This window comes from Sphingobium sp. OAS761, from assembly GCF_024168485.1.
Taxonomy (GTDB): domain Bacteria; phylum Pseudomonadota; class Alphaproteobacteria; order Sphingomonadales; family Sphingomonadaceae; genus Sphingobium.
The window spans coordinates 205,685-227,687 of the sequence record NZ_JALJVY010000001.1; the positions used below are offsets into that span (position 1 = coordinate 205,685).

General features: G+C 63.6%; 22 protein-coding genes. 10 read left to right on the forward strand and 12 right to left on the reverse strand.

Annotated features, from left to right (window positions below):
* Nucleotides 1-13: 13 nt before the first annotated feature.
* The 4 genes from rapZ to J3E64_RS01085 form a co-directional block, all read right to left on the reverse strand.
* Entirely contained in the window at nucleotides 14-955 is a 942-nt protein-coding gene (gene rapZ / locus J3E64_RS01070) for an RNase adapter RapZ (RefSeq protein ID WP_253338700.1), read from the reverse strand.
* Nucleotides 952-1,383 (reverse strand): HPr kinase/phosphorylase, encoded by a 432-nt coding sequence (locus J3E64_RS01075; protein ID WP_253339372.1) that lies wholly within the window; start codon nucleotides 1,381-1,383, stop codon nucleotides 952-954. The genes rapZ and J3E64_RS01075 overlap by 4 nt, the downstream gene beginning before the upstream one ends.
* Nucleotides 1,384-1,465: 82 nt before the next feature.
* Complete coding sequence (locus J3E64_RS01080; protein ID WP_253338702.1) at nucleotides 1,466-3,058, reverse strand: stimulus-sensing domain-containing protein; 1,593 nt, start codon at nucleotides 3,056-3,058, stop codon at nucleotides 1,466-1,468.
* On the reverse strand, nucleotides 3,027-3,731 hold the full coding sequence (locus J3E64_RS01085) for a response regulator transcription factor (RefSeq protein ID WP_253338704.1): 705 nt from the start codon (nucleotides 3,729-3,731) through the stop codon (nucleotides 3,027-3,029). Before J3E64_RS01085 ends, J3E64_RS01080 begins: the two co-directional genes overlap by 32 nt.
* 281 nt (nucleotides 3,732-4,012) lie before the next feature.
* Between J3E64_RS01085 and J3E64_RS01090 the strand changes: the two genes are divergently transcribed.
* The 3 genes from J3E64_RS01090 to J3E64_RS01100 all read left to right on the forward strand — a co-directional run bounded on the left by J3E64_RS01090 (nucleotide 4,013) and on the right by J3E64_RS01100 (nucleotide 7,022).
* On the forward strand, nucleotides 4,013-5,614 hold the full coding sequence (locus tag J3E64_RS01090; RefSeq protein WP_253338706.1) for a phosphoenolpyruvate carboxykinase: 1,602 nt from the start codon (nucleotides 4,013-4,015) through the stop codon (nucleotides 5,612-5,614).
* Nucleotides 5,615-5,726: 112 nt separating this feature from the next.
* Nucleotides 5,727-6,044, forward strand: a complete 318-nt coding sequence (locus tag J3E64_RS01095; RefSeq protein ID WP_253339374.1) for a hypothetical protein — start codon at nucleotides 5,727-5,729, stop codon at nucleotides 6,042-6,044.
* A gap of 159 nt (nucleotides 6,045-6,203) precedes the next feature.
* Nucleotides 6,204-7,022, forward strand: coding sequence for a ferredoxin--NADP reductase (locus J3E64_RS01100; RefSeq protein WP_253339376.1), 819 nt, complete (start codon nucleotides 6,204-6,206; stop codon nucleotides 7,020-7,022).
* A 25-nt stretch (nucleotides 7,023-7,047) separates the two neighbouring features.
* Here J3E64_RS01100 and J3E64_RS01105 read toward each other — a convergent pair whose 3' ends face one another.
* A complete protein-coding gene (locus J3E64_RS01105; RefSeq protein WP_253338708.1) occupies nucleotides 7,048-7,491 on the reverse strand; it encodes an NfeD family protein in 444 nt (147 codons plus the stop codon).
* A 50-nt stretch (nucleotides 7,492-7,541) separates the two neighbouring features.
* Nucleotides 7,542-8,516 carry an SPFH domain-containing protein gene (locus tag J3E64_RS01110; RefSeq protein WP_253338710.1) on the reverse strand — a complete coding sequence of 325 codons (975 nt, stop codon included), beginning with the start codon at nucleotides 8,514-8,516 and terminating at the stop codon, nucleotides 7,542-7,544.
* 85 nt (nucleotides 8,517-8,601) lie between these two features.
* Here J3E64_RS01110 and J3E64_RS01115 point away from each other — a divergent pair, with 85 nt between their 5' ends.
* Together J3E64_RS01115 and J3E64_RS01120 are read left to right on the forward strand one after the other, a co-directional pair.
* Nucleotides 8,602-9,417 carry a CoA ester lyase gene (locus J3E64_RS01115; protein ID WP_253338712.1) on the forward strand — a complete coding sequence of 272 codons (816 nt, stop codon included), beginning with the start codon at nucleotides 8,602-8,604 and terminating at the stop codon, nucleotides 9,415-9,417.
* A gap of 165 nt (nucleotides 9,418-9,582) precedes the next feature.
* On the forward strand, nucleotides 9,583-12,519 hold the full coding sequence (locus J3E64_RS01120) for a TonB-dependent receptor (protein WP_253338714.1): 2,937 nt from the start codon (nucleotides 9,583-9,585) through the stop codon (nucleotides 12,517-12,519).
* A 170-nt stretch (nucleotides 12,520-12,689) separates the two neighbouring features.
* On the opposite strand, the gene ykgO is transcribed toward J3E64_RS01120, so the two are convergent.
* Nucleotides 12,690-12,815: a type B 50S ribosomal protein L36 gene (gene ykgO / locus J3E64_RS01125; RefSeq protein ID WP_004210176.1), complete on the reverse strand. Its 126-nt coding sequence runs from the start codon at nucleotides 12,813-12,815 to the stop codon at nucleotides 12,690-12,692.
* Nucleotides 12,816-13,015: 200 nt separating this feature from the next.
* On the opposite strand from ykgO, the gene J3E64_RS01130 reads away from it, so the two are divergent.
* Both J3E64_RS01130 and J3E64_RS01135 read left to right on the forward strand, forming a co-directional pair.
* The gene (locus J3E64_RS01130) at nucleotides 13,016-13,612 is read left to right on the forward strand and encodes a hypothetical protein (protein ID WP_253338716.1); all 597 of its coding nucleotides are present in this window, start codon (nucleotides 13,016-13,018) and stop codon (nucleotides 13,610-13,612) included.
* Nucleotides 13,609-14,739 (forward strand): M14-type cytosolic carboxypeptidase, encoded by a 1,131-nt coding sequence (locus J3E64_RS01135; RefSeq protein ID WP_253338718.1) that lies wholly within the window; start codon nucleotides 13,609-13,611, stop codon nucleotides 14,737-14,739. Before J3E64_RS01130 ends, J3E64_RS01135 begins: the two co-directional genes overlap by 4 nt.
* Before the next feature lie 15 nt (nucleotides 14,740-14,754).
* On the opposite strand, the gene J3E64_RS01140 is transcribed toward J3E64_RS01135, so the two are convergent.
* From J3E64_RS01140 to J3E64_RS01150, 3 genes are read right to left on the reverse strand one after another with little or no spacing between them, the layout of a single operon-like run.
* Nucleotides 14,755-15,474, reverse strand: a complete 720-nt coding sequence (locus J3E64_RS01140) for a dienelactone hydrolase family protein (RefSeq protein WP_253338720.1) — start codon at nucleotides 15,472-15,474, stop codon at nucleotides 14,755-14,757.
* Nucleotides 15,475-15,491: 17 nt separating this feature from the next.
* On the reverse strand, nucleotides 15,492-16,490 hold the full coding sequence (locus J3E64_RS01145) for a 50S ribosomal protein L11 methyltransferase (protein WP_253338722.1): 999 nt from the start codon (nucleotides 16,488-16,490) through the stop codon (nucleotides 15,492-15,494).
* 38 nt (nucleotides 16,491-16,528) lie between these two features.
* Nucleotides 16,529-17,863: a methyl-accepting chemotaxis protein gene (locus J3E64_RS01150; RefSeq protein WP_253338724.1), complete on the reverse strand. Its 1,335-nt coding sequence runs from the start codon at nucleotides 17,861-17,863 to the stop codon at nucleotides 16,529-16,531.
* A 170-nt stretch (nucleotides 17,864-18,033) separates the two neighbouring features.
* On the opposite strand from J3E64_RS01150, the gene sdhC reads away from it, so the two are divergent.
* From sdhC to sdhA, 3 genes are read left to right on the forward strand one after another with little or no spacing between them, the layout of a single operon-like run.
* The gene (sdhC, locus tag J3E64_RS01155) at nucleotides 18,034-18,429 is read left to right on the forward strand and encodes a succinate dehydrogenase, cytochrome b556 subunit (protein WP_253338726.1); all 396 of its coding nucleotides are present in this window, start codon (nucleotides 18,034-18,036) and stop codon (nucleotides 18,427-18,429) included.
* On the forward strand, nucleotides 18,429-18,818 hold the full coding sequence (gene sdhD, locus J3E64_RS01160; protein WP_253338728.1) for a succinate dehydrogenase, hydrophobic membrane anchor protein: 390 nt from the start codon (nucleotides 18,429-18,431) through the stop codon (nucleotides 18,816-18,818). The genes sdhC and sdhD overlap by 1 nt, the downstream gene beginning before the upstream one ends.
* Nucleotides 18,818-20,620 carry a succinate dehydrogenase flavoprotein subunit gene (sdhA, locus tag J3E64_RS01165; protein WP_253338730.1) on the forward strand — a complete coding sequence of 601 codons (1,803 nt, stop codon included), beginning with the start codon at nucleotides 18,818-18,820 and terminating at the stop codon, nucleotides 20,618-20,620. Before sdhD ends, sdhA begins: the two co-directional genes overlap by 1 nt.
* A gap of 159 nt (nucleotides 20,621-20,779) precedes the next feature.
* Here the strand turns inward: sdhA and tatC are convergent, their stop codons facing one another.
* Both tatC and tatB read right to left on the reverse strand, forming a co-directional pair.
* Nucleotides 20,780-21,559, reverse strand: a complete 780-nt coding sequence (gene tatC / locus J3E64_RS01170; RefSeq protein WP_253338732.1) for a twin-arginine translocase subunit TatC — start codon at nucleotides 21,557-21,559, stop codon at nucleotides 20,780-20,782.
* A complete protein-coding gene (tatB, locus tag J3E64_RS01175) occupies nucleotides 21,556-21,996 on the reverse strand; it encodes a Sec-independent protein translocase protein TatB (protein ID WP_253338734.1) in 441 nt (146 codons plus the stop codon). The genes tatC and tatB overlap by 4 nt, the downstream gene beginning before the upstream one ends.
* Nucleotides 21,997-22,003: the final 7 nt, after the last annotated feature.

Here is a 22,003-nt window from a genome sequence, read left to right on the forward strand (position 1 = left end):
CGGCCCACCTGTTTCATGATTGTGCTTTCGGGCCTCCCGGTCGACGCTTCTCCAGGCTGTCCTGGGGCGCTGATTCTATATTTCGGTGCAGGACGGTGGGCGAAAAGCCAGCGGCTTGCAAGTGTCTCGCAACCCTGTCGGCGACATGGACGGACCGATGCCGCCCCCCGGTGCATCCGAAGGCGACAGTTATATAGGCTTTTCCGCTTTCCGCATAACGGGGCAGTACGGTCTTCAGCAGATCCTCTATCTTGCCGACCGCCTGTTCGTAGGCGACGTCGTCCCCGATATACGCGGCGACATCCGGGTCCAGCCCGGTCCTGGGGCGCAACGCCTCTTCCCAGTGCGGATTGCGCAGGAACCGCATGTCGAACATCAGGTCGGCATTGCGCGGGACGCCGCGCGAAAAACCGAAGGACAGGATCGTCAGCACAGGAGCGGAGAGCCCCTCGCGCGAGAAGCGGCTGCGGATTTCCTGTTGCAGGGCGTTGCTGGAAAAGCTGGTCGTGTCGATCACCTGCGTCGCCCAGCGTCGCAGCGGTTCGGTCAATTCGCGTTCCCGCGCAATGCCGTCGGCCGCCGGACGGTCGAGCGCGAGCGGATGGCGGCGGCGGGTCTCGGCGAAGCGGCGTTCCAGTTCGGTGCCCGAACAGTCCAGGAACAGGGTTTCGACATCATGGCCGTGACGTTCGCGCAGGGTCTTGATCCTCTGCACGATGGCGCCCGCGTCGAAGCCGCGCGTGCGCGCGTCGATGCCCAGCGCCAGCGGCCGGTCGTCGCCGTCCGCATGGCCGGCGGGGAGGGGGGTGCCCAGCAAACGGTCGAGCAGCACCAGCGGAAGATTGTCCACCACCTCCCAGCCCATATCCTCCAGCGTCTTGAGCGCGGTGGTCTTGCCCGCACCCGACAGGCCCGACACCAGCAATATGGTCTTGGGGGCGACCGTGTTCGTCATCCTGTCAGCGCCCGCAGCGCGAGTTCGACCTTGATGGCGGCGGATGCTTCGAACGGCACGATTTGCGCGACCGGTGTCGCAATGCCCGCGATGATGCGACTGGCCCCGCTCACCGGCAGCCGTTCCACCTGATCGGTCAGGTCCACCAGCAGCGTGACGGGAACGTCGCCGACATGCGGCATGGCGACGATGCCGACTCCGCGCACTTCCATTCGACCTGCGATGCTGTCCGGCGAGCAGGCTACGAGCCGCCCGTCGATACGCTTGACCAGCGTGTAATCGTCGCTGACCAGGCTGGCGCCGCGATCGATCAGGCGCAGCGCCAGGTCGGACTTGCCGGCCCCGCTCGGCCCGCACAACAATATCGCCAGGCCGTCGACGGCCACGCTGGTCGCATGAAGCGTTTCGGAGGATAATGCGCGCGCCATCATTCCCTGCTGTCCTAGCGCCAGTCTGCGCGCAAGCAAATGCCGTTCGCTGCGCCCGTCCCGGGCCGGGACGCCAAATAGGTCAGGACGCCAGTCCCGGGTCATGCGCCACCGCCATCGGCAGGCGCACGACGAAGCAGGCGCCGCTCTGCGCATCTTCCCGATCGCCGATGCTGATGCGGCCCTGATGCCCCTCCACGATCGAGCGGGCAATGGCCAGCCCGAGTCCCGAATGCTTGCCGAATCCCTCGCCCTCGGGACGGACACTGTGGAACCGGCGGAACACATGCTCACGTTCCGACTCGGGCACCCCGGGGCCTTCATCCTCCACGCTGACCAGCACCTGATCGTCGGCGACCGTCGCCACGATCCTGACCAGTCCGCCTTCGGGCGAAAAGGACACCGCATTGTCGATCAGATTGTCCAGCACGCGGACCAGCCGCTGCTCCTCGCCCAGGATCACCGCGACATCCTTGCGCGGTCTGGCGAACGCCAGGCGGACGCCGCGCGGCACGCCTCGGACCTCTCGGGCGATCACCATCTTCTCGATCAGCAGGCCAAGGTCGATCGGCTCGAACCGGGTGCGGGACAGTTCGGCGTCGACGCGGGATGCCTCGGCAATGTCGGTAACCAGCCGGTCCAGACGCCGGACATCGTCCTGTGCGATCGCCATGAGCTGCGCACGCAGGTCGGGACGATCCACCCTGTCGAGCGAGTCCAGTGCGGAGCGCAGCGAGGCGATGGGATTTTTCAATTCATGGCTGACGTCGGCGGCGAAGGCGTCGGTTGCGTCGATCCGCTGGCGCAGGGCGTGGCTCATGTCCGACAGGGCGCGGGCCAGCATGCCGATTTCGTCACGCCGTTCAGGCAGGCGTGGCACCGTGACTTCGCGCGCGCGCCCGAGGCGCACACGCACCGCAGCGCGGGCCAGCCGTTGGAGCGGCTGGACGATGGTGCGGGCGAGGAACAGCGAAAGCAGCACCGAAGCCAGGACCGCTGCCCCCAGCACAAGGCCCAGGCGGAAGCGTTCGGCCCGGACTATGCGCGTGATGTCGCGCGCATTTTCCGTGGCCAGAAGGCTGGTGCCGTCCCGCGCCGGAACCGCGGCGGAGATCATGAAGGTCCGGTCGGGCGCATAGCGATTCGCGGCTTCCGTATGGCCGGTAGCGCGGGCGCGCATCAGTTCGGGCCAGGACTCCGCCCGGTCGATGGCGGGTTCTTCGAAATCGGGCGGTCGGTCGGCGGACACCACCCGGTCGACCAGCTTGTCGAGGAAGCGCGCGACATGGCGGCGGAAGGCCTCGTCCTCGGGCGACCGCAATTCGTAGCGCGGGGCGTCCATGGTGAAGCTGTCGGCGATCAGTCGCCCGTCCGCCGCATAGCGGCGCACCCGGTCGCCGGTCTGGCGGGCGTAGGAAGCGATTAGCGCGTCGGCCCTCTGGGGCGGGGCATTGTCGAGGCCGATGGCCAGCAACTTCAATTCCCGGGCGGACTGGATCAGCCGGTCGTCTACGATGCGTGTCCGATAGCTGTCGAGATAGAAGAAGCCCCCGGCCAGCAGCGCCAGCGCGAAGACATTGACCGCCAGGATGCGCGGCGTCAGGCTCAGCCGCCCCGACCAGCGCACCGCGACCGGCACGTCGCTATTCCTCGGAGAAACGGTATCCGGCGCCATAGAGCGTATCGATTGCGTTGAAATCGGAATCCACCTCGCGGAATTTGCGGCGCAGCCGCTTGATGTGGCTGTCGATGGTGCGGTCGTCGACATAGACGTCGTCCTGATAGGCTGCGTCCATCAACTGGTTGCGGTTCTTGACCACACCGGGTCGCGCGGCAAGCGTTTCCAAGATCAGAAATTCGGTGACGGTCAGCGTCACGTCCTTGCCTGTCCATTTCACCCGGTGGCGGGCCGGGTCCATTTCCAGCCGTCCGCGCACGATCGGTTCGGTAACGGGTTCGTCCTGCGCGTCTGGTGTCCTGCTGACCTCGGCGCGGCGCAGGATTGCGCGAATGCGAGCTATCAGCAGTCGCTGCGAAAAGGGTTTCGATATGTAGTCGTCCGCCCCCATGGCAAGGCCCAGGGCTTCATCCAGTTCGTCGGCCTTCGACGTCAGGAAGATCACCGGCATCCGGCTTTTTTCGCGCAGGCGGCGCAGCAGTTCCAGCCCGTCCATCCGCGGCATCTTGATATCGAACACCGCGAGATCGGCGGGATTGTCGAGCAATGCCTTCAGCGCAGCATCCGAGTCCGAATACAGGCGCGTCAAAAAGCCTTCCGCCTGAAGTGCGATCGACACGGAGGTCAGGATATTCTTGTCGTCATCCACCAGGGCGATGGTTGCGGTCATGCAATGTTCCGGGCGAAGCGGCCAAACTAGGGTTCGCGCAAAGCGTTAGACGATGGCCGTCGCCGCCGCAAGGAAGGGCGGTGGCGTGGCCGGATGCAACCGCCTGTCGAAATCCGGGACAAAAGGGTGGCCACCAGTATTTGACGGCCATTGCGCAAAGTCTTATGCCCGAAATCGTCTGCAGTGATGATACCGCGCGAGGGGGTGCGGTGCTTGAGGGGCGGATCGATCGTACGTAACACACGCGCGCGACACGACATTGACAGATCAGGAGTAAAGGCGTGCAGGCCAAATCCTTAGTTTCCCTGGCCGACCAGGGCATCAAGACCAATGCCACACAATATTGGAATCTCGGCACTGCGCCGCTCGTCGAAGCCGCCGTGCGCAACGGTGAAGGTGTTCTGTCGAAGGACGGCCCGCTGGTTGTGAAGACCGGCAAGCACACGGGTCGCAGCGCCAAGGACAAATTTATCGTCAGGGACGCCGAAACGGAAAATACCGTATGGTGGGGCAACACCAACGTCCCGATGACGCCGGAGCATTTCGCTGCGCTGAAGGAAGACTTCTTCAAGGCGCTGGGCGAGAAGGACACGCTCTATGTCGCCGATCTGTTCGGCGGTTCGCAGCCCGAACATCGCGTCAATGTGCGCGTCATCAACGAACGCGCCTGGCACAATCTGTTCATCCGCACCTTGCTCGTGCGTCCGACAGCGGAAGACCTGTCGGGTTTCACGCCGGACTATACCATTATCGACCTGCCCACGTTCAAGGCCGACCCGGCTCGCCATGGCAGTCGCACAGAAACGGTGGTCGCGGTCAACTTCTCCGAAAAGCTGATCCTGATCGGTGGAACCGCCTATGCCGGCGAAATGAAGAAGTCGGTGTTCGGCATCCTCAACTATCTGCTCCCGGTAAAGGGCGTGATGCCCATGCACTGTTCGGCGAATATCGGCGCCAACGGGGACACGGCGGTATTTTTCGGCCTGTCCGGAACGGGCAAGACCACCTTGTCGGCCGACGCCAGCCGCACGCTGATCGGCGATGACGAGCATGGCTGGTCGGACACGGCCGTGTTCAATTTCGAAGGCGGCTGCTATGCCAAGATGATCAACCTGTCGGCCGAGGCCGAGCCGGAGATTTTCGCGACCACCAAACGTTTCGGCACGGTGCTGGAAAATGTGGTGATCGACGAGGAAACGCGCGAGATCGACCTGGACGACAATAGCCTGGCGGAAAACAGCCGGGGTTCCTATCCGATCGATTTCATTCCGAACGCATCGGAGAAGAATCTGGGGCCGGTGCCAAAGAACATCATCTTCCTGACCGCCGATGCCTATGGCGTATTGCCGCCGATCGCGCGTCTGACGCCGGAACAGGCGATGTATCATTTCCTGTCGGGCTACACCGCGCGCGTCGCGGGAACGGAAATCGGCGTGACCGAGCCGACCGCGACCTTTTCCACCTGCTTCGGCGCGCCCTTCATGCCGCGCCATCCGTCGGTCTACGGCAATCTTTTGAAGGAACGGATCAACAAGGGCGGTGTGACCTGCTGGCTGGTCAATACCGGCTGGGCCGGTGGCAAGGCGACGATGCCCGGCATCAAGCGCATGCCGATCAAGGTGACGCGCGCGCTGCTCAACGCTGCTCTGGACGGCAGCCTGAACAGTGCCCAATTCCGCATCGACCAGAATTTCGGCTTTGAGGTGCCGGTCGCGGTGAACGGCGTCGACAGCCAGATTCTCGACCCGCGCGCCATGTGGGCGGACCCGGACGCCTACGACGCGACCGCCGCGACTTTGGTCAAGGCGTTTGTCGACAATTTCGCCCAGTTCGAGGACCATGTCGACGACAGCGTGCGTGGCGCGGCACTGACCGCCGCCTGATCGGCGCCTGGCTGCAGGACAAACAGGGAGCCGGGGTTTTACATCCCCGGCTCTTTTGCTTTGGAGCTGGGCGCGGGACTGCTATTCTGCCCGGAGTGTTTCAAGCGGGAGTATCGGCATGTTCGACGATTTGATCGGCAAGATGGGCGGCCTGGAGGCCGTGGCGGCGCAGATCGGTATGTCGCCCGAGCAGATGCAGGGGCTGATGAACGAGATCGGGGCCCGTATCGGATCGGGTGACACAAGTATTTCCGCGCTGGCGGAAGTGGCGGCCGAACATGGCGTATCGGCCGACAAGCTGGGTGCCCTGATCGGGCAATTTGGCGGGCCGGAAGCGATATTGGGGAAATTGGGCGGTTTTCTGGACCGGGACGGCGACGGCAACCCCCTGAACGAGCTGGGCGGTCTGGCCAAGGGGCTGTTCGGTTGAGATCGGAAGGGGCGCCCGGAAAGGGCGTCCTTGTCCCCGACAAGTTTTTTTGGCCTTGCCTTGACGGAGCGGACGCGCCAATTCGCAAGCATCAGCACTATTGCGAATGATCCGCAACAGGGGCCGGAGACGGCGCCTGGCTAATGCAAGGACAAGATGTTGACCGAAGCGACGACTGACAAGCCGGCCCTGGAGCCGACGGGCGCCCTTTCCGTGGAAACCGTGCTGTCCGTGCGGCATTGGAACGAACATCTGTTCAGCTTTCGTATCAGCCGCCCGGCCAGCTTTCGCTTCCGTTCGGGCGAATTCGTCATGATCGGCCTGCAAGGGGACAATGGAAAGCCTCTGCTGCGCGCCTATTCGGTCGCCAGCCCGTCCTGGGACGAGGAACTGGAATTCCTGTCGATCAAGGTGCAGGACGGTCCGCTGACATCCAGGCTGCAATTGATCCAGCCGGGCGACCAGATCTATCTCGGTCGCAAGCCGACGGGCACGCTGGTCACTGATGCGCTGTTGCCGGGCAAGCGGCTGTTCATGCTGTCGACCGGTACGGGCCTGGCGCCTTTTCTCAGCCTGTCGCGCGACCCGGATGTCTATGAATTTTACGAGCAGGTGGTGATCGTCCACTCCGTTCGCCGTGTGTCGGACCTTGCCTTGCGCGAGGAACTGGAGGCAAAATGGTCGGAAGACCCGCTGGTGTCCGAACAGGCACCTGCCCAGTTCCATTATGTGCCGACGGTGACCCGCGAACCGTTCGAGGGTAATAGCGCGCGCATCGACAAACTGGTCGAGAGCGGCACCTTGTTCGACGGTATTCCCGGACCTGCAGCCTTCGATCCCGAAACGGACCGGATCATGATGTGCGGCAGCATGGAGATGATCAAGCAGTTCGCCGCCTATTTCGAAGAGTCCGGTTTCACCGAGGGTTCCAATGCGGCGCCGGGCCAGTTCGTGATCGAACGCGCCTTCGTCGGTTGAGGCAGGAGCGGGGCCGGGCGGCGCGTCAGGCCGGTTCCACCCGCAAGGTCGCACCGTCCGCGCCGATGATGCGGGCGCGCGTGCCGGTCCCCATGTCCGGCCCGGTCGCGCTCCACACGCTGTCATCGACGCGCACGCGGCCTTCGCCGCCGGCAATCGGTTCGACCACCGTCACCACCCGGCCGATCATCCGCGCGGCGCGGTCGTTCAGCAGCGGGTCGCTCGATGCCACGGGATGGTCGACATACCAGCGCCGGCCGGCCCAAACCGACAGGATGCTGAAGCCTGCGAACAGCAGCAATTGAACCGGCAGGTCGATGGGCAGCGCGAGAGCCAGCAGCCCCGTGACCGCCGCCGCAATCGCGATCCATATCAGGAACACGCCCGGGATCAGCACTTCGGCAATGCCCAGCAGCGCCGCGAAGATCAGCCAGCCCCAATGATCCGCCAGTAGCGATGTGAGCATCATGGTCCGGTCCTCTTGCGATCAGCGTGCCGTTTTCGGCGTGGGCATGCGGGTCACCCCTGGCTCTGGCCGAAGGGACCGCGACGGGCGGGTGTGGGCGGCGTGGGCGTCGGCGGGCCGTCCGTGCCCAGCGCTTCCTTTGCCAGCGCGCCAATCCCGCCAAGGGTGCCGATAAGCTGCGTCGCCTCGACCGGGAAAAGGATGGTCTTGGCGTTGGGCGACACGGCGAATTGCTGCACGGCATCGGTATATTTCTGCGCGATGAAATAATTAAGCGCCTGCGGATTGCCGGCCGATATGGCGTCGGAAACCATCTGCGTCGCCTTGGCTTCCGCTTCGGCCTCGCGCTCGCGCGCCTCGGCATCGCGGAAAGCGGCTTCGCGACGGCCCTCGGCTTCGAGGATCTGGCTCTGCTTCTGCCCTTCGGCGCGCAATATCTCCGCACTTTTCAGGCCTTCGGCCTCCAGGATGTTGGCGCGCTTCTCCCGTTCCGCCTTCATCTGCCGTCCCATGGCGTTGACGATGTCGGCGGGCGGGCGGATGTCCTTCAACTCCACGCGGGTAATCTTTATGCCCCAGGCGTTGGTCGCGTGATCGACCACCGACAACAGGCGGGCGTTGATCTCGTCGCGCTTCGACAGGGTTTCGTCCAGGTCCATCGATCCCATGACGGTGCGCAGGTTGGTGGTGGCGAGTTGCATGATCGCGACGTAGAGTTCCGACACCTCATACGCCGCCTTGGCCGCGTCCAGCACCTGGAAGAAGACCACGCCGTCAACCGACACCATGGCATTGTCCTTGGTGATGATCTCCTGCCCCGGAATGTCGACCACCTGTTCCATCATGTTGATGCGGCGGCCGACCGCGTAGAAGAAGGCGGGGTAGAAATTGAGGCCGGGACGGGCAACCTCGGTGAACCGGCCGAACCGTTCGATCGTATATTGATAGCCCTGGCGGACCACCTTCACGCTGACGGCAAGGTAAAAGAGCACGAGCCCGGTAAGAGTGAGCGCGAAAGTCGTCAGCATGGTCAAGGGCCTTCCCCGTTGGCGGACTTGGATTATGCGCCTTATTCGTTAACGGGGAAAGTCAAACCGGAAGGGAGAATGCCCGATGTTGCTGCGCCACGCCCGTTCGCTGCTGTTCCTGCCAGCATCCAACCCGCGCGCTATCGCCAAGGTGCGGACCCTGCCGTGCGACATGGTGATACTGGACCTGGAGGATGCGGTGCCCGACGACAGGAAGGGCGAGGCGAGGGACGGTGCGCTGGCCGCAGTGAGTGAGGGTTTCGACGGACGGCTGGCGGCGGTTCGCATCAATGTGGAGGGCACGCCATGGCACGGGCCGGAGATGGTCGCGCTCAAGGGCACGGCCTGCGACTATGTGGTCCTGCCCAAGGTCGAGCATCCCAAGCAGGTGAAGGACGTGTTCTCCGTCAGCCAGAAGCCGGTGATCGCGATGATAGAAAGCGCGAAGGGGGTACTGGCGGCGGGCGCGATCGCCGCGGGCGAAGGGTGCGCGGGCCTGTTCATGGGAAATAACGACCTGCGCAAGGATCTGGCCATTCCGCCTTCGGCCGGTCGGATTGGCCTGTCCCATGCGATGCAGACCGTCGTGCTGGCGGCGCGGGCGGCGGGTATCGCCGTGTTCGACGGCGTCTTCAACCGGCTGGACGACGAGGCGGGACTCGAAGCGGAATGTGCCGAGGGTCATGCGCTGGGTTTCGATGGCAAGACCCTGATCCACCCGTCGCAGGTGACGGTCGCCAATCAGGTCTTCGGCCCCGACGCGCAGGCGGTGGCGGACGCACGCCGTCTGATCGAGGCGGCGACGGGCGGGGCGGAACGCTTCGAAGGCCGTATGATCGAATCGATGCATGTCGAGGAGGCAAAGGCACTGGTCGCGCGGGCACAGGCCATAGGGCAATAGACGGCGCCGCGCCTCCACCGCCGTGTTGCCAATGTGTGACAGGTTGAAAAAAATCTGGCCATTTTCGCTCTGTTCGTCGCAGCGCGGGTTGATCTGGCGCGTCAATCCCAGCCTTCTTGGCGCTTCGCGTTCTTTACGAACGTCCAACAAAACAGGGGTTTGACAATGGTCTTTCGGCAACACCGGCTTTCGCGCGCGCTGTTGGCAGCGACAGCTCTGACTTCCGCTACGGCAACACCGCTTTTTGCTCAGGAAGGGCCTGCGGCCGATGATGGCGAGACCATTGTCGTCACCGGCAGCCGCATTCAGCAGCGCAGCAGCTATGATCTTGCGAATCCGCTGGTTGCTGTGACGGCCGAAGAATTGGAACAGTCCGGTAACGTCCAGTTGGTCGACACGCTGCGCCAGAACCCGGCATTGATTTCCTCGTTCGGCGGCGCACAGACATCCGGTTCGAACAGTGATTTCGGCGCGGTTGGCGTCCAATTGCTCAACCTTCGCGGACTGGGCGAGGACCGCACGCTGGTGCTCGTCAACGGGCGCCGTCATGTCGCCAGCCTGTCCGGCACCGCCGCTGTAGACATCAACACTATCCCCAACGACCTGATCGAAAGCGTGGACGTGCTGACGGGGGGCGCATCGGCCATTTATGGAGCGGACGGCGTGTCGGGCGTGGTCAATTTCCGGCTGAAGCGCGATTTCGACGGTTTCAAGGCCAACGGCCAGATCGGCATTTCCAGCCGGGGCGATGCCGGCCAGCGCTACGGATCGCTGACCTATGGCAAGAATTTCGCGGACGGACGCGGCAACATCGCTCTGTCCTACGAATTTCGCGAGCAGGATCGGCTGAGCAGCTTCGACCGCGAGCGGACGGGCAACCCTCTCAAGACCTACGGGATCGTGCGTAATCCGGCAGATTTCCCCGACGATCCCAATGTGCCCGACCGCCTGCCGTTCAACGACCTGCGCTATGCGGACAGTTCGCTAGACGGCGCGATCGATTTCGACTTTGACGGCATTCCCGAATATACCGGCTCCGGCAAAGTCTATGATCGCGGTATGTTGCTGCCGTCGTCGGGCGGCCTGACGCAGGGCGGCGACAGCACGCCGCTGGCGGGGTATCAGGGCGATTTGCAGGCCTATAACCGGGTGCATAATTTCAACCTGTTGTCCCATTATGACTTCAGCGACGCGTTCAAGGTCTTCTTCGAGGCCAAATATGTGAAGAACCGGACCTTCACGCTGGCGCAGCCGTCCTTCGATTTCTATACCTACCTCACGCCGGACAATCCCTATCTTCAGGATCGGTTCGCGGGTATTGCGGATACGTCCGAAGGCGCGCTGATTTCGCGCGACAATTTCGACCTGGGCGTGCGCGGTGAACGGAACGATCGCGAAACAATGCGCTTTGTCGGCGGGTTTGAAGGCGATATTTCGGATCACGCCAAATATGAACTGTCCTATACGTTCGGCCAGACCAAGTCCAAGATCCTGTTGACCGACTATCGCATCGGCGACCGCTACTTCGCCGCGGTGGATGCGGTGCGCGATCCGGCGACCGGGCAGATCGTCTGCCGGTCGGACCTCGATCCGACGGCGAATATCGATCCGAACAATTATGATGCGCCCGCCACCACCTTCACGCCCGGCGCCGGCAGCGGATGCCGTCCGCTCAACCTGCTGGGCAATGGCGTGCGGGATCAGGCGGCGCTCGACTGGGTCAATGCGGACATCGTCAACCGCGCCAAGGTTCAGCAGCATGTCGTGTCGGGATCGATCTCCGGCGATTTCGGCCAGTTCTTCGAGCTGCCGGGCGGTCCGGTCGGTTTCGCGCTGGGCGCCGAATATCGCAAGGAAAAGAGCAGCTTCGTCCCCGACAAATTGCTCCAGCAGGGCGCGCTCGCCGACTTCTCGCTCCAGTTGCCGGAACAGGGCAGCTTCGATGTGAAGGAAATCTTCGGTGAATTGTCCGTGCCGGTGCTCAAGGACATGCCGTTCGCCTATAATCTGACTTTCGGCGCGGCGCTGCGCCTGTCGGATTATTCCACCGTGGGCAAGACTACCACGTGGAAGGTCGACGGGACCTATGCGCCCATCCCCGACATCAGTTTCCGCGGCACCTGGTCGGAAGCGGTGCGTGCGCCCAACATCACCGAACTGTTCGCACCGCGCAACGGGGGCTTTTCCTTCATCAGCGATCCGTGCGACCCGGTCTATATCGACGAAGGCACGCAATATCGGGTCGCCAACTGCAAGGCGGCCCTTACCGCCCTGGGCCTGACGCCTGACCAGATCGCCGCGTTCAACCCGGAAAACGACCCGCAGGCGACGGTCAGCCTGCCGGGCAATTCCGGCGGCAACCGCAACCTGCGGGAGGAAACCGCGCGCACTTGGACGGCCGGCGTCGTACTGCGCCCCGGCTTTATCCCGGGCCTGATCGCTTCCTTCGACTGGTATGACATCAAGCTGAAGAACGCGATCAACACGCCCACCGCGGAGGAACTGGCCGAGTTGTGCGTCGACCAGCCCACGCTTGATAATGTCTATTGCCAGAACGTCAGCCGTGCACCGGACACAGGCTACATCAACGGCTATTTCGTTTCGCCGCAGAATGTCGCCAATTTCCGGACTTCCGGCGCGGACATCAAGCTGAATTACCAGTTCGCCACAGCGAAGGCGGGCAGTTTCAGCCTCTCGCTGGTCGGCGGCTATCTCGACAAGCTGGAATTCATCGCGACGCCGGGCGCCGACGTCAATGTCGACCGTGAGGAGGCCTATTATCCCAAGTGGAACGCCACTGGCGACATCACCTGGAAACTGGACAAGCTGACGGTGAACTACGGCATCAGCTGGTTCAGCAAGACGCTTCGCTACACCACCGAGCAGACGGACGCGAACCCGGACATCGCCGAGTCCAAATATCTGAAGTACAAGGAAAAGTGGCAGCACGACCTCTACGTCGCCTATGACGTGGACGACCATTTCCGCTTCTATGTCGGCGCGAACAACCTGTTCGACCAGCAACCGTCGATCGCATCGAGCAACTATCCGATCAGCTATGTCGGCCGCTACATGTATGCCGGGGCCAAGATCACCATGTGACCGGCGTCATACCGGACATGAAAGAAGGGGGCGGTCTTTCCGCCCCCTTTTTCGTTCTCCCAGCCGGCAGCGGCGCTGAAAAGACGCGCGCACGCAAACAAGCGCCCGATCCGGTTCGATCGGGCGCTTGCGAAAGCCTGTCATGACCGGAGCCTTTCGGCCCCGCGCTATCAGCCCTGGCGGGCCTTGAAGCGGCGGTTGGTCTTGTTGATGACGTAGGTGCGGCCGCGACGGCGGATCACGCGGTTGTCCCGGTGGCGGCCCTTGAGCGACTTGAGCGAGTTGCGGATCTTCATGGCAGTCGGCCTTTTAAGAATCTGTCGGTTCGGAAAATCGAAGCGCAGCCCCTATGGGGCGGACGGTCCAAAGTCAAGGCCGCCGGGCCGTCTTTTGCCCTCGTTCATCGCCGGTGCAGCCAGATGATGGCTTTGCGCGTTGGAAGGAAATAGACTGGTCGTGCCGTGTATCGGTCAAAGCCTCGCTGGAGTGAAGTCCCATGCCGTTCCGTCCCCTGTTGGCCGCCTGCCTCATCCTGCCGCTTGCCGCCTGCGCGACGGCGATCCCCCCGGTCGAAGTTACGCGGTTCCACATCGACGATGTCGTCCGGTCGGGCACCGTCGCGGTGGAAGAAATGCCCGGTAATCCGGATGTCAGCCTGGAATTTCGCGCCTATGCCGCCGCGGTGGCGCAGGAACTGGAGCAGGTCGGCTTCGCCAGCGTCGAACCGGGCGCCGGGAGCGATTATGTCGCCCTGGTCAGTTTTCGCCGGGGTTTTCGTCCGACCGGCTATCAGCGCGACGACAAGCCGGTCAGCGTCGGCGTGGGGGGCGCGCTGGGCAGCGGCGGCTATTCCGGCCTTGGCGTCGGCATCGGCATCAATCTGTCGGGCAAGCCCAAGGACATCGTGACCACCGAATTGCGGGTGCAGTTGCGGCGGCGGGCGGACGCGACCACCCTATGGGAAGGCCGCGCCATGACGGAAGCGCGACAGGGAACGCCGGCGGCCCAGCCCGGCCTTGCCGCGCAGAAACTCGCCGCATCCTTGTTCCAGGGCTATCCGGGCGAATCGGGGCGCACTATAGTCGTCAAATGACCATTTCGATCACGAGCGCCTTCGACAGCGGCAATATCCGCGTTCTTTCCATCATCGACGTGCCGCAGGGCGTGCGCGCCGAGCTGGAAATCGTGAAGGACCACCGGAGCGATTTCTTCCAGTGGTTCCATTTCCGCGTCGCGGGCATCGCCGGGCGCGAAGTCGAACTGGTCATCGTCAACGGCGCGACATCGGCCTATCCCGATGGCTGGCCCGGCTATCGCGCGCGCTTCAGCGAGGACCGGCAATCCTGGTTCCAGGCCGACACCGGCTATGCCGATGGCAAGCTTACCGTCCGGCTTTCGCCCGACGCCAACGCCGTATGGCTGGCCTATTTCGCGCCCTATTCGATGGAACGGCACCATGACCTGATCGCCTGGGCGGGCAGCCAGCCGGGCGTCGCCCATCGCGAGCTGGGCCTGACCCTGGACGGCCAGCCGCTGGACCTGCTGACGATCGGCGACGGACCCAAGGCGGTCTGGCTCTATGCCCGCCAGCATCCGGGCGAGACCATGGCCGAATGGTGGATGGAAGGCGCGCTCGACCGCCTGCTGGACGAGGAGGATGCGGTCGCGCGGCTGCTGCGGAAGAAGGCAACCCTGCACATCGTGCCCAACATGAATCCCGACGGCAGCCGACGCGGGCATCTGCGCACCAACGCGGCGGGCGTCAACCTGAACCGGGAATGGCATGAGCCCAGCATGGACCGCAGTCCCGAGGTTTTTCTGGTCCGGGCGGCGATGGACGAAACCGGCGTCGATTTTGCCATGGACGTGCATGGCGACGAAGCGATCCCGGCCGTCTTCATCGCGGGGTTCGAGGGCATACCGTCCATCACCGATCGCCAGCTGGCGCTCTACCACCGCTATCGCGACACGCTTGCCTGTCGCACGCCGGATTTCCAGACGCGACGGGGTTACCCGGTGGCGGGCGCTGGCAAGGCCAATCTGTCCATGTCGACCAATCAGGTCGCTCACCGTTTCGGTGCGGTATCGATGACCCTGGAAATGCCGTTCAAGGACAATGACGACCTGCCCGACGTCGATTTCGGCTGGTCTCCCGCCCGGTCGATGCAACTGGGCAAGGATTGCCTGGCCGTGCTGGCGGAAATGATCGACGAGATCTGAACCGCAATCTGTCGTTCAATCGAACAGTTCGCTCAGGAAATCGCTCATGGCGCGGAAGCTGCGCCGATCGGCGTCTGCGTCGTAGGCCATGCCCCGTTCCGGCATTTGCGCGTCATGATCGGTGAAGGCGTGGCCGGTCTTCCCATAGGCATGGATCTGCCAGTCGCACCCTGCGTCGGTGAGTTCCGTCGCGAGCGCTACGGTGGCTTCGGGAGGTGCGATCGGGTCGTCCCAGCCATGGCAGACCAGCAGCTTCGCGCGGATGGCGGCGCGGGGAAAGAGCGGGGCATCATAGACGCCGTGAAAGCTGACGCCGCCGGCGATGTCGGCACCCGATCGGGCAAGATCCAGGACGCATTTTCCGCCAAAGCAGAAGCCGATCGCGGCGGTTCGGGCCGCGTCCACCTGCTCCATATCCTTCAGCAGCGTGTGGGCGGCGTGCAGCCGGTCGCGCAGCAGGGTGCGGTCGTCGTTCAGTTCGACCATGTAGCGGCCCATGTCGGTGTCGGCGCGGGTGGTGCGCTTGCCCTGGCCATAAAGGTCGGTGACGAGCACGGCGAAACCCATTGCGGCGACTTTTTCCGCATACCGCACATCCGCCTTCTTGGCGCCGAGCGCATTGGGGAAAAGCAGGATGCCGGGACGGGGGCCGGGCGCGGCATCGTCGAACACCAGGGTACTTTCGAACGGCGCATCGGCGGTGCCGTGCATGACGGTGCGGGGGACAATGGCCATGATCTTCTCTCCTGCTGTTACAGACTGCCGAAGCCAGGTGCCTCGCCGCGCGCGCCTTGCCGCAGCCGCCGGGGGCGTTTCCAGCCGATCGAGGGTCGCTTGCGCAGGCGCAACGTGGGCCAGTCCCCGCTGTCGGTGCGCTCGGCCAGTCGCATCCCCTGCGCGCGATACGCGGTCAGCACGGCATCGGCCTGACGGTCGAGCAGGCCGGCGAGGATGATCGTGCCGCCTTCTTCCACCAGGGCGCAAAGGGCAGGGGCGAGTTCGATGAGAGGTCCGGCGAGAATATTGGCGATCAGCAGATCATAGGGCGCGCGACCGACAAGCGCGGGGTGATCGGCGCCGGCCGCGGTCACCAGTGCCAGCCGGCCCGGTCCACCGCCCAGCGGCACGCCGTTGGCACGGGCATTGTCGGCGCTGATGTCGACGGCGACCGGATCGATGTCGGACGCAACGGCATTGGCGCGCGGCCACAGCCGCAGCGCGGCGAAGGCCAGCAATCCCGTCCCGGTGCCGATATCCGCGATGTTGCGGGTTCGCATGCCCAGACGCCGCATGCGGTCGAGCATGGCGAGGCATCCGGCGGTCGTTTCATGCTGGCCGGTGCCGAAGGCGCGTCCGGCTTCGATCAGCAGGTTGATATGGTCCGGCAATTCGGGGTCGTCGGCGATGTTGCGGACGTGGAAGCGGCCGGCGGTGACCGGTTCCAGCCCCTGTTGGCTGAGCGTGACCCAGTCTTGGTCCGGCAGGGCTTCGACCAGCGGCCTGGTGCCGGCGGCGCTGGGAACCAGTGTCTTGAGAATACGGATGGCGGCCTGGCTCGGCTTGCCCTCGAAATAGGCGTCGAGTTGCCATTTATCCTCGTCATCCGGCGCGGCCTCGCTCGTCATGAGGACGGGCGGGCGGTCCATCAGGGCGAAAGCCGCAATGTCCCCGTCCAGCGCCTCGGCTTCGACGCGCGTGCAGGGCAGGGTGACTTTCCAGCTTTGCGCGGCTGGCGCGGCGGCATTCTTCATCCCGCCGCCTTAGCGAAGGCGGTGGAACAGGGAAAGCGTCAGGCCACCTGACGGCCGAAATCCGAAGATGCGTTCAACAGTCCGGACAGCTTACCCTCGACGCTCATGAACCCGCGTTCGAGTTGGTCGATCTCCGATGCCACGACTTCGGTATCCTGCCGGATCGCGGAAATCGTCGTCGACATCGAGTCGGCTGCCAGCGCGGTTTCGTCCACGGCCGCGGTAATCATCGTCACCGTTTGCGCCTGGGCGTCCATGGCGTGGCGGATACGGTCGGCACTGGATTGAACCTCGCCAACCGTATTGCGGATACGTTCGTTGGTTTCAACCGACTGCCGGGTCGAAGCCTGGATGTCGGCGATCTTGCCGGCGATCTCGTCCGTTGCGCGTGCCGTCTGGTTGGCCAGGCTTTTGACTTCCTGGGCGACGACCGCGAAACCCCGGCCCGCATCGCCCGCACGCGCTGCCTCGATGGTAGCGTTGAGCGCCAGAAGGTTTGTCTGGCCCGCAATGTCGCGAATCAGGCCCAGGATCGATTCGATCGATTTTGCGTGCTCGGACAGGGTCGAGGACATGGTGACCGCGTCGCTCGATTGCTGGGCCGCACGCTGCGCGACGTCGGCCGCGCTTTCGACTTCCGTGCGGGCGTCGTCGATCGCGCGGATCAGTCCGGCGGAAGTCCGGGCCGCCTCGCGCATGGCCAGGGCGGACTGTTCGGCTGCTGCGGCGACTTCGGACGCCTTGCCCAGCATGCCGCGGGTAGCCGCAGAAGCGTCTTTGGCCTGTTCACGCAGCGATTCACCAAGCCGCGACGCGCCGTCGATCTCGGCAACAATGCGCTGTTCGAACATCACGCTGTAGCGCTGGCGCTCGGACCGTTCGGCCTCGGCCTTGTCATTGGACAGGACGCTGCTGAGGATCCACGTATCCATCATGCCGATCCTGTAGGTCGCAATGATCATGCGCTGGCACTTTTCAGGGTCGTCCGCGCAGGCGTTGAATACCAGTCTGGCCATCATTTCATTGCCTTTGGCGACGGCCGTCATGACGGAATAGACCGTCAGGCCGTGCTTGGCCGCATGCCGGACGCAATTGGTGATCTGACCGATCCATTCGCCCACGAGAAAATTGGTCATCTTCTGTTCGAAATAGCGCCGGGAATCCGCGCGGATTTTTTCGCAGGCCGCCAGCGAGAGCCGGTCTTTCAGGCCAGCCGATTCTTCATAGGCAAAGTAAAAGGCATCGGCGACATCGTCGAGTGACCCGGACAACAATGTGTAAAGTTCGCGGGCGCCCGCGCCCAATCCATATACGGGTTCCAGGTTGACGAGGTTTTCCGCGGTCGCCTTCCAGTTGTTCTGCCCCGTGTTCATCTAGTGCTTCCTTGATCGATGCGTCGTTTAGCTGGCACAGCGATAGGGCATTTTGGTTAATCCATTCTTAGCCCGGCAAGGACGCTTCAGAATGCGGCGCGGCTTGCCCTCATGCCACATCGACCCTAAGGGGACGGAATCAGGTAAAAGCTTCAGGGACGAAGAACTCGATGGCGCAATCCAACAGCCGGCCGCTTTCGCCGCATCTGACGATCTGGAAATGGGGGCCCGCCATGGCCGTTTCCATCATGCACCGCGTGACCGGAAACGGGCTTGCCACGGCTGGCGCGCTGGGGCTGGTATGGTGGCTGATGGCTGCCGCGACCGGACCGGATGCCTATGCGTACTTCGTCCGGTGCGCGACGTCGCCGATCGGCTATCTGGTGATGATCGGCCTTAGCTGGTTCTTCTTCCAGCATCTTTGTTCCGGCTTGCGTCACTTTGTGCTCGACATGGGCGCTGGCTATGAACTCAGGAACAACAAGAGCTGGTCGATCGCGACCTTCATCCTGTCGCTGCTGCTGACCGGGTTCATGTGGCTTTACATCTTCGGAAAGGCGCTCTGATGGGAACGGGAACTGGGATCGGCCGCGTCCGTGGCCTCGGCTCCGCCAAACATGGCGCGCAGCATTGGCTGGTGCAGCGTTACACCGCGGTCGGCAATCTGCTGCTGGTGCTCTGGCTGCTCTTCAGCCTGCTGACCCTGCCGGGGCTCGACTATGAAAGCGTCACCGGCTGGATCGCCAATCCGCTGGTCGCCGTGCCGATGATGCTGATGATCGTCAGCATCTTCTGGCACCTGCGCCTGGGGATGCAGGTGATGCTGGAAGACTATGTGCATGATAAGGGCCTCAGCTTCTTCTCCATGCTGCTGCTGAATTTCTATGCCTTCGGCGGCGCGGCCGCCGGCGTTTTCGCGATCGCCAAGATCGCCTTTCTGGGGGCCGCAGAATAATGACCGAAGCCTACAAGATCATCGACCACACATATGACACAGTGGTCGTCGGCGCGGGCGGTTCGGGCCTGCGCGCGACCATGGGCAGCGCCGAGGCGGGCCTGAAGACGGCCTGCATCACCAAGCTGTTCCCGACCCGCAGCCACACCGTCGCGGCGCAGGGCGGCATCGCGGCGTCGCTGGGCAACAACAGTCCCGACCACTGGACCTGGCACATGTACGACACCGTCAAGGGGTCTGACTGGCTGGGCGACCAGGACGCGATCGAATATATGGTGCGCGAGGCGCCGGCGGCGGTCATCGAGCTGGAACATGCCGGCGTGCCGTTCAGCCGCAACGAGAACGGGACGATCTACCAGCGTCCGTTCGGCGGCCACATGCAGAATATGGGCGCCGGCCCGCCGGTGCAGCGCACCTGCGCCGCGGCCGACCGCACCGGCCACGCCATGCTGCACGCTCTGTATCAGCAGTCGCTGAAATATGACGCGGACTTCTACATCGAATATTTCGCCATCGACCTGATCATGGAAAATGGCGAGTGCCGTGGCGTGATCGCCATCTGTATGGAAGATGGCAGCATCCACCGCTTCCGCAGTCATGCGGTCGTGCTGGCGACCGGCGGTTATGGCCGTGCCTATTTCTCCGCCACCTCGGCGCATAGCTGCACCGGCGACGGCGGCGGCATGGTGCTGCGCGCGGGCCTGCCGCTCCAGGATCTGGAGTTCGTGCAGTTCCACCCGACCGGCATCTACGGCGCGGGCGTGCTCATCACCGAGGGCGCACGCGGCGAGGGCGGCTACCTCACCAACTCCGAAGGCGAGCGGTTCATGGAACGCTATGCCCCGTCGGCGAAGGACCTCGCCAGCCGCGACGTCGTGTCGCGCTCGATGGCGATGGAAATGCGCGAAGGGCGCGGCGTGGGTCCCAACAAGGACCACATCTTCCTGCACCTCGATCATATCGATCCCAAGGTGCTGGCCGAGCGCCTGCCCGGCATCACCGAAAGCGGCAAGATCTTCGCGGGCGTCGACCTGACCCGTCAGCCGCTGCCGGTGACGCCGACCGTCCACTATAATATGGGCGGCATCCCCTGTAACTATCATGGACAGGTGGTGACGAAGGTCGGTGACGATCCGGAAGTCGTGGTCCCGGGCCTCTACGCCGTGGGCGAAGCGGCTTGCGTTTCGGTGCACGGCGCGAACCGCCTCGGCTCCAACTCGCTGATCGACCTTGTCGTTTTCGGCCGTGCGACCGGCCTGCACCTCAAGGAAACGCTCAAGCCCAACGGTAGCCACAAGCCGCTGCCGGCCGATGCGGCCGATCTGGCGCTGTCGCGTCTCGACAAGTATCGCAATGCCAAGGGCGGCACGCCCACGGCGCAGATTCGCCTGGAAATGCAGCACACCATGCAGAAGCACGCCGCGGTGTTCCGCGACAGCGACCTGCTGGCCGAAGGCGTGACGAAGATCGCGCAGGTCAACAAGCGTATGGAGGACGTCGCCGTTTCCGACCGCTCGCTGATCTGGAACACCGACCTGATCGAGACGCTGGAACTGGACAACCTCATGTCCTCCGCCGTCTGCACCATGGTCAGCGCTGAAAACCGTAAGGAAAGCCGTGGCGCCCATGCGCATGAGGATTTCCCGAACCGCGACGACGAAAACTGGATGAAGCATACCATCAGCTGGTTCGAAGGTTGGGGTGGCCAGGGCGGCAAGGTGACGCTCGATTATCGTCCGGTCCACGACTACACGCTCACGGACGAGGCGGAATATATCAAGCCCAAGGCCCGCGTTTACTGATCCGCGCGTCGGGTTGAAACAGGACAGGGCGGGCCGCAAGGTCCGCCCTTTTTTGTCAGGCGATGGCGCGGCGTGCGTAGCGGTTGCGTGACGCGAAAGCGCCGCCAGCTTTGCGGCTGGCTACATTTTGTGCCGTGCTTCTCCGCCGGTGCGGCCGGTTCAGGCGGCGGCTTCGTCGCCTTCCTGCGCAACCTTGCCTTGCCGCCGATCGGTAATCCAGATCGCCAGGATCGTGATCTCGTAGAGCAGCAGCAACGGCACGGCGAGCATTAGCTGCGATACGACATCGGGCGGCGTCAGCACCGCCGCCAGGATGAAGGCGGCCACGATCATGTACCGGCGCATGCCGATCAACTGCGCGCGCGTGACGAAGCCCGCGCGATTGAGCAGCATGAGCAGCACCGGCATCAGGAAGCTGATCCCGAACGCCAGGATGAATTGCATCACCAGGGTCAGATAGGCGTCGGTGCTGGGTAGTGCCTCCACCGCAAGTCCGCCGGCATCGCCTTGGAATTCCAGGAAGAAGTGGAAGGCGGTTGGCATCACCACGAAATAGGCGAGCGACGCGCCGAGCAGGAAGAGCACCGGCGTCATCACCAGGAACGGCAGCAACGCCTTCTTTTCCTTGGCGTAGAGGCCGGGCGCAACGAAGGCCCATAGCTGGTTGGCGATGATCGGGAAGGACAGGAAGAAGGCGCCGAACAGCGCGACCTTCACCTGCACGAAAAAGGCTTCGTAGAGCTTTGTGTAGACCAGCCGTCCGCCACCATCGCCGAAAGCCGCCTTGAGCGGCTGGACCAGGAAAGCGAAGATATGATCGGAGAAATAGAAGCAGACCGCGCCGGTGACAAACAGGGCGTAGACGCATTTGAGCAGCCGCCCGCGCAGCTCGATCAGATGGTCGAGCAGCGGTGCCTTGGTATCGTCCAGGTCCCTCATGCGGCGGCATCGCCCTTGGTGGAGGGAGCCTCCGCGACATAGGGCGGCTTGTCTCCGGCTGCCGGCGCGGACGGCGCCGCTTCGGCGACATAGGGCGGTTTTTCGGTATACGTCGTTTCAGCCGACGCCGTTTCCGCACCGTGAGACGGCGCTTCCGGGGCGGGCAGAGTGTCGGTCGAAGCGGGGCCCGGAAGGGATTCGGGCGGATGCTCGTCCATGATCCGCTTATTCTGTTGTGCCCACTTCTTTTCCAGTTCCTCCAGCTCCACCTCTCGCACCATGGCGTCGATGCCGGTGCGGAAATGGCGCGCCATGCCCTGCGCCTTGCCGACGATTTGCCCCACCTTGTAGAGCGCGCGCGGCAAGTCCTTGGGACCGATCACGATCACCGCAATGATCACGATCACCAGAAATTCGGTCGAATCGATGCCGAACATGGCCTGT

Bases quoted from the DNA above. Each gene is read 5' to 3' on its own strand.
- rapZ (WP_253338700.1), bottom strand. From the start codon at position 955: ATGACGAACACGGTCGCCCCCAAGACCATATTGCTGGTGTCGGGCCTG.
- J3E64_RS01075 (WP_253339372.1), bottom strand. From the start codon at position 1,383: ATGGCGCGCGCATTATCCTCCGAAACGCTTCATGCGACCAGCGTGGCC.
- J3E64_RS01080 (WP_253338702.1), bottom strand. From the start codon at position 3,058: ATGGCGCCGGATACCGTTTCTCCGAGGAATAGCGACGTGCCGGTCGCG.
- J3E64_RS01085 (WP_253338704.1), bottom strand. From the start codon at position 3,731: ATGACCGCAACCATCGCCCTGGTGGATGACGACAAGAATATCCTGACC.
- J3E64_RS01105 (WP_253338708.1), bottom strand. From the start codon at position 7,491: ATGATGCTCACATCGCTACTGGCGGATCATTGGGGCTGGCTGATCTTC.
- J3E64_RS01110 (WP_253338710.1), bottom strand. From the start codon at position 8,516: ATGCTGACGACTTTCGCGCTCACTCTTACCGGGCTCGTGCTCTTTTAC.
- J3E64_RS01115 (WP_253338712.1), top strand. From the start codon at position 8,602: ATGTTGCTGCGCCACGCCCGTTCGCTGCTGTTCCTGCCAGCATCCAAC.
- J3E64_RS01120 (WP_253338714.1), top strand. From the start codon at position 9,583: ATGGTCTTTCGGCAACACCGGCTTTCGCGCGCGCTGTTGGCAGCGACA.
- ykgO (WP_004210176.1), bottom strand. From the start codon at position 12,815: ATGAAGATCCGCAACTCGCTCAAGTCGCTCAAGGGCCGCCACCGGGAC.
- J3E64_RS01130 (WP_253338716.1), top strand. From the start codon at position 13,016: ATGCCGTTCCGTCCCCTGTTGGCCGCCTGCCTCATCCTGCCGCTTGCC.
- J3E64_RS01135 (WP_253338718.1), top strand. From the start codon at position 13,609: ATGACCATTTCGATCACGAGCGCCTTCGACAGCGGCAATATCCGCGTT.
- J3E64_RS01140 (WP_253338720.1), bottom strand. From the start codon at position 15,474: ATGGCCATTGTCCCCCGCACCGTCATGCACGGCACCGCCGATGCGCCG.
- J3E64_RS01145 (WP_253338722.1), bottom strand. From the start codon at position 16,490: ATGAAGAATGCCGCCGCGCCAGCCGCGCAAAGCTGGAAAGTCACCCTG.
- J3E64_RS01150 (WP_253338724.1), bottom strand. From the start codon at position 17,863: ATGAACACGGGGCAGAACAACTGGAAGGCGACCGCGGAAAACCTCGTC.
- sdhC (WP_253338726.1), top strand. From the start codon at position 18,034: ATGGCGCAATCCAACAGCCGGCCGCTTTCGCCGCATCTGACGATCTGG.
- sdhD (WP_253338728.1), top strand. From the start codon at position 18,429: ATGGGAACGGGAACTGGGATCGGCCGCGTCCGTGGCCTCGGCTCCGCC.
- sdhA (WP_253338730.1), top strand. From the start codon at position 18,818: ATGACCGAAGCCTACAAGATCATCGACCACACATATGACACAGTGGTC.
- tatC (WP_253338732.1), bottom strand. From the start codon at position 21,559: ATGAGGGACCTGGACGATACCAAGGCACCGCTGCTCGACCATCTGATC.
- tatB (WP_253338734.1), bottom strand. From the start codon at position 21,996: ATGTTCGGCATCGATTCGACCGAATTTCTGGTGATCGTGATCATTGCG.